The organism is Brotocaccenecus cirricatena (assembly GCF_020687045.1).
GTDB classification, from domain to species: Bacteria; Bacillota; Clostridia; order Oscillospirales; family Oscillospiraceae; genus Vescimonas; species Vescimonas cirricatena.
Genome location: NZ_JAJEPW010000106.1, coordinates 1 through 5,869 on the forward strand (window position 1 = coordinate 1; position 5,869 = coordinate 5,869).

At 51.2% G+C, this 5,869-nt stretch carries 2 protein-coding genes and 1 pseudogene; all 3 read left to right on the forward strand.

What is annotated here, in order from left to right:
• On the forward strand, positions 1 to 2,030 hold a 2,030-nt coding region (locus tag LKD37_RS16720), incomplete at its 5' end, for a DUF8437 domain-containing protein (protein WP_302930217.1).
• 775 nt (positions 2,031 to 2,805) lie between these two features.
• Positions 2,806 to 4,665, forward strand: coding sequence for a group II intron reverse transcriptase/maturase (gene ltrA / locus LKD37_RS16725; RefSeq protein ID WP_302930218.1), 1,860 nt, complete (start codon positions 2,806 to 2,808; stop codon positions 4,663 to 4,665).
• A 179-nt stretch (positions 4,666 to 4,844) separates the two neighbouring features.
• Positions 4,845 to 5,869 (forward strand): annotated as a pseudogene (locus tag LKD37_RS16730) (helicase-like domain-containing protein); the annotation flags it as partial.

The following is a 5,869-nucleotide window of genomic DNA, read 5'->3' on the forward strand; positions in this document are numbered from 1 at the left end:
ATCCGGAAATGGTGCTGGGCGAGATGGCCATGGAGAGCACCCAATACGGCATTGACAGCGTGTGCAAGCCCTATGAAAATGCCGATCTTGCCGATCTGCTGAGCGAAGCGGTATCGGGGCTTCATGCACAGATCCCCACCTATGAGCAGGACGGGCCGGAGGAGGAAGATTTATCCATTCCCGCAGACCCGAATGTGCGTAATTACAGCTTTACCAGCGTAGACGGCAAGCTGTATTTCCGCATTGACAGCCGCATGGAGCCGGTCGAACTGCCGCTGACCACCGAGAACCGAGTGCGCGGCATGATCGCCCTGCGGGACTGCACCCGTCAGCTCATCGAATACCAGGCGGAGAACCATCCCGATGAGATCATCCGGCGCGAGCAGGAGAAGCTGAACGGGCTGTACGATGCCTATGTCAAAAAATACGGGCGGCTTTACACCCGCGGCAACAACCTTGCCTTTTCGGATGACAGCAGCTATCCGCTGCTGTGCTCGTTGGAGGTGCTGGACAACGAAGGCAATTTCGCCCGCAAGGCGGATATGTTCACCAAGCGCACCATTCGCCCGCATGAGCCGGTCACGCAGGTGGATACGGCATCGGAGGCGCTGGCGGTATCTCTCTCCGAAAAAGCGCAGGTGGATCTCGGCTTTATGTCGGAGCTGTCCGGTAAAAGTGAGGACGAGCTGGTGCAGGAGCTTTCCGGGGTCATTTACCGGAATGTCCGTTGCGGTCTTACGCCGGAGGAGATCAGTCCGGTGCAGCTTGATCTGGCGGCATATCCCTATGTCACTGCTGAGGAATTTCTGTCCGGCAATGTGCGCAAAAAGCTGCGTATGCTGCAGGCGCTGCAAGCAGCGCTGCCGGCCGAAAAGAAAGATGCGCTTGCCGGGTATCTCTCCACCATGGAAGCTGTGCAGCCGACAGAGCTGACCGCTGCGGAGATCGGTGTGCGGATCGGTGCATCGTGGGTGCCTACCGATGTCTATCAGCAGTTTATGTTCGAGCTGTTCGGTACCAGCGTATACGCCAGGCAGAGAATGCGGGTCGTTCGCTCCGAATACAGCGGAGAATGGAACATCAGCAACAAAAGCATGGACGGCGGCAACATCAAAGCCGTCACCACCTACGGCACCAAGCGTATCACGGCGTACCACATCCTGGAGCAGACACTGAATCAGCGGGTGGTCAAGGTGTTCGATACCGTTGTGGAGGACGGCAAGGAGCGGCCGGTTCTGAATGTGAAGGAAACTGCCATCGCCCAGGATCGGCAGGAGCTGATCAAGTCCAAATTTGCCGATTGGCTGTGGCAGGACATTGACCGGCGCGAACGGCTGTGCCGCATCTATAACGACACCTTCAATTCCATCCGACCGCGGGAGTACGATGGCAGCCACATCCGCTTTGTGGGGATGAACCCGGAGATCAGCCTGCGAAAGCATCAGGTGAACGCCATCGCCCATGTATTGTACGGCGGCAATACGCTGTTGGCACACGAAGTGGGCGCAGGGAAAACCTTTGAAATTGTTGCCGCCACTATGGAAATGAAGCGTCTGGGGCTATGCACCAAGTCGCTGATCGTGGTGCCCAACCACATCACGGAACAGTGGGCGGCGGAGTGGCTCCGGCTCTATCCGGCCGCTAACATTTTGGTGGCTACCGAACGCGATTTTGAAAAGCGCAACCGCCGCAGGCTGTGCGCCCGCATCGCCACCGGAGATTACGATGCAATTATCATCGGCCACAGTCAGCTCATGAAGATTCCCCTGTCCCGTGAGCGGCAACAGGCCATTTTGCAGCGGCAGATCGACGAGGTGCTGCTGGCCATCAGCGACGCCAAGCGGCAGAGGGCGGAGAACTTCACCATCAAGCAGATGGAGCGCACCCGCAAGTCGCTGGAGATACGGTTGGAAAAGCTCAACGACCAGAGCACCAAAGACGACACGGTGACTTTTGAAGAATTAGGCATCGACCGACTGTTCATCGACGAGAGCCACAATTTCAAAAACCGTGCGAAACGTTGTGCATAAGTCGTAGCAGACAGCTATGACGAAAAGCACCATGCGATAGCACTTGATATATCAAGAAAATATCGTAGAGAACTCAAATCTCAAATTCAGAGGCGAAATTCCTCTGCCGTACAGAATCAATGCCGGAAAGGAGAAACCCCACAGCGGTCTGTCAAACCGCAGGCAGTACGAGAGCTAATACTCCACTGTGCGTTGTCTATCTGTAAATAGACAGGGTACAAAGCGTGGTGAAGTCGTAACCTGAAAACCTAAACCGAAAGGCATGGATAATAATGGTGCGGGCTTCCGAAACCTATGGCTATCCAGTAGTGAAAGCTATGCAGCATCGTAAGAGTGCTTGGCATCCGAAAGGATGAAGATTGGAGAAAGCAGATACGGCTGGTTTTTCCGTATATGCCCCATGAAATGAAATATTCATGCGGAACCACACAACAACTGTGATTCAAAGTGTGGTTAGGTTCTCCCGGTGTAAGGTAGCGGCCTAAGGGTTTCAACGGTCTATTGACCACAAGGATAGAGATTTGGGAACGTTTGAGAGCCTGTATTTGGAGTGTTACAGCACAATGAAGAATACAGGAAGTCAGCCGTGCCATAGTAGTCTGCAATTGGGTAATGCCAATTACACGGGGCTGAAATGCCCCACGGCGAAGGGCACGAGTCAGATTGATTTGTAAATTTCACGAAAGAAAATCCAATAACTCCCTGAAAGACGGGTGACGAACTGCGAGGTGAAAACCTTGTGCATTTAAGCGTCAGATTTTCAACAGAAAAAGAATTGAAACAGTTTCAAGACCTGCTCTATGAAAAATCGGGGCAAGGCGTTTCATTCACGGGACTGTTGGAAGCAATGGTCAGCGAAGTGACTATTGTAACCGCTGTTCATAACATCAAGTCCAACAAGGGCAGCAAAACTGCCGGTGTGGACAGGATGAAAATGGACAAGTATCTGCAAATGCCAAAAGAAGAACTATTTCAGTTGATTCAATCAAATATCTCCAATTACAAGCCGAAGCCAGCCAAACGGAAGTATATCGAAAAGGCAAACGGCAAAAAGCGACCTCTGGGTATTCCCACTGTATTGGATAGGATTATACAGGAATGTATGCGACTGATTCTGGAACCGATATGCGAAGCGAGATTCTATCCGCACAGCTATGGTTTCCGTCCTTACCGGGCGCAGAAGCACGCTATCCGGGATATTGTCAATGTCATCAATGCAAGTGTGAAATCCAAAGACCAGCCGGTATGGGCAGTCGAGGGAGATATAAAGGGCTGTTTTGACAACATCAATCATAGATTGTTGCTGAAAAAGCTATGGCGAATCGGAATCCACGATAAGAGGGTTCTGAAAATCATCAGCCAAATGCTAAAAGCCGGATATATCGATCAGGACTTATACCATGCAACAGAAATGGGAACACCACAGGGCGGTATATTATCTCCGTTGCTGTCCAATGTGTATCTCAATGACTTTGACTGGTATGTGGGGCGCTGCTATATGGAGCCGCACCGTCAATGCAAGCACAAATGCAACGATACCCGAAGGCTGAAATGGTCTGGAATCACCCCGAAATACAATTTTCGCTATGCGGATGATTGGATGATCCTGACCTCTACGGAACAGGAAGCGTTCCGTATGAAGCATGAACTGACAAAGTATTTTAAGCATCGCATGAAGTTGGAACTGTCACAGGAAAAGACCTATGTAACCGATTTGAGAAAGAATGGTATTCATTTCCTCGGTTACATAGTCAAGGCAGAACGAAAGAGGAAAACACCAGACCCAGCCACATGGTCAGATAATCTGGTAGGAAAGCCATTCCCTGATATGGAACGATTGACGAAGAAAATCCATACCTTGCAAAAAGAAGTTAGGAAAATTGGATTATACACGCAATCCAACACGCAGGCGGCTCAAATCCAGTATGTGAACTCCGTGATTATGGGACTGGCACAGTATTTGCAACCCTCTATCTGTTCTCATGCCTACCATGCCATTGACCGTAGAGTGAATAATACGGCGTTGGCAGTATGGAAAAACCTGTTTCCCAAGCAGTACAACCAAATGCAGGTGCCGTTAAAGGAATTAAGTAATCTGCCACATCGGCACGAAGGTTATGACAGTAAAACCTTCGCAATTCAAATTGATGGGAAATGGTTCGGAATAACCTATGCGTTTATTACACACAGTCGTTATGAAAGCAAACCATTTGACCAGAAAATGACCCCTTATACGGAGGATGGACGCAGGCGGTATGTAAATTATCGTACCAAGCATAAACCGTTGCCCTGTGACCGCCCCTCCATCAATACACCCGAAGATATAGCCTTATCCATCTACGCTAGCGGCAAGGGATGGAAAGCCAATTTCGAGTATTTTATGAATCGGGAATATGCCTACAACCGAGATAAGGGAAAATGCAAATGCTGTGGTAGATATTTCTCTGAACTGATTCCGAAACATTGTCATCATGTAAATCCACGACTTCCGATTGAAAGAATCAACAAAGTTCCAAATTTAGCATGGCTATGTATACCGTGTCACCGCATGGTACACAACAGTCCTATACCGCCAGAGTTGGATGCCAAGGCGGTACGCAAAATCAAGAAATATCGTGAAAAACTCAAAAAGTGAAATTTACAAGTGCGCTGTATTCGTGAGGGTACAGATGCAATGAAATCAGTAGAAAGTAAGTCAATCTGATGGTAGGCCGGGTGCGCTGAAAGGTGCACGCCCGGCGTGAGACGGGGGAAAATCCGGAGGAAACGAATGTGCGGCTTCGCCGCACATCACGTTCAAAGGATTACCTATCGTCATTCTTTCTGATGACGAAAATGCGCAATGTCGGCGGTATCGCGCAGACGGAAGCGCAGAAGTCCTCGGATCTCTTTGCCAAGTGTCAGTATTTGGACGAGCTGACCGACAGCCACGGCGTTATCTTTGCCACCGGTACCCCGATCTCCAACAGCATGGTGGAATTGTATACGGTGCAGAGGTACTTGCAGTATCAGACTTTGCAGGAGATGGGCCTTGTCCACTTCGACGATTGGGCCAGCGACTTTGGCGAGACGGTGACGGCCATTGAACTGGCCCCCGAAGGCAGCGGCTACCGCCCGAAAACCCGCTTTGCAAAATTCTTCAATCTGCCGGAACTGATGGCGACCTTCAAAATGGTGGCCGATGTGCAGACGGCGGATATGCTGAACCTGCCGGTCCCGAAAGCCAATTTTCACACCGAGGTCATCCAGCCGAACGAATTGCAGCGGGCGGTGGTAGCGGAACTGGCGGAACGAGCCGAGCGTGTCCGTGCCCGTGCGGTCGATCCCAGCACGGACAATATGCTCCGCATCACCAACGATGGACGGAAGCTGGCGCTGGATATGCGCCTTATCAACCCGCTGGCCGCCGATGACCCCAACGGCAAGGTCGCAACCTGCGCCCGCAATGTCGCCCGTATCTGGGCGCAGACCAAAGATCAGCGCAGCACCCAGCTGGTTTTCTGCGACCTGTCTACGCCGAACAAGAATACGCCGATTGAAATGCAGAAAAATGCAGAAGGGGTCTACGAAATGATACCGGATCAGTTTACAGATGTGTATAACGACCTGAAAAAGAAACTCGTGGCAGAGGGTATTCCGGAGGAGGAAATTGCCTTTATCCATGATGCCAAAACCGAGCAAAAGAAAAAGGAGCTGTTTGCAAAAGTGCGTGGAGGCGAGGTGCGCATCCTCATGGGCAGCACGGCCAAAATGGGCGCAGGCACCAATGTGCAGGACAGGCTCATCGCCTTGCATGATCTCGATTGCCCATGGCGGCCCAGCGACTTGCAGCAGCGCCT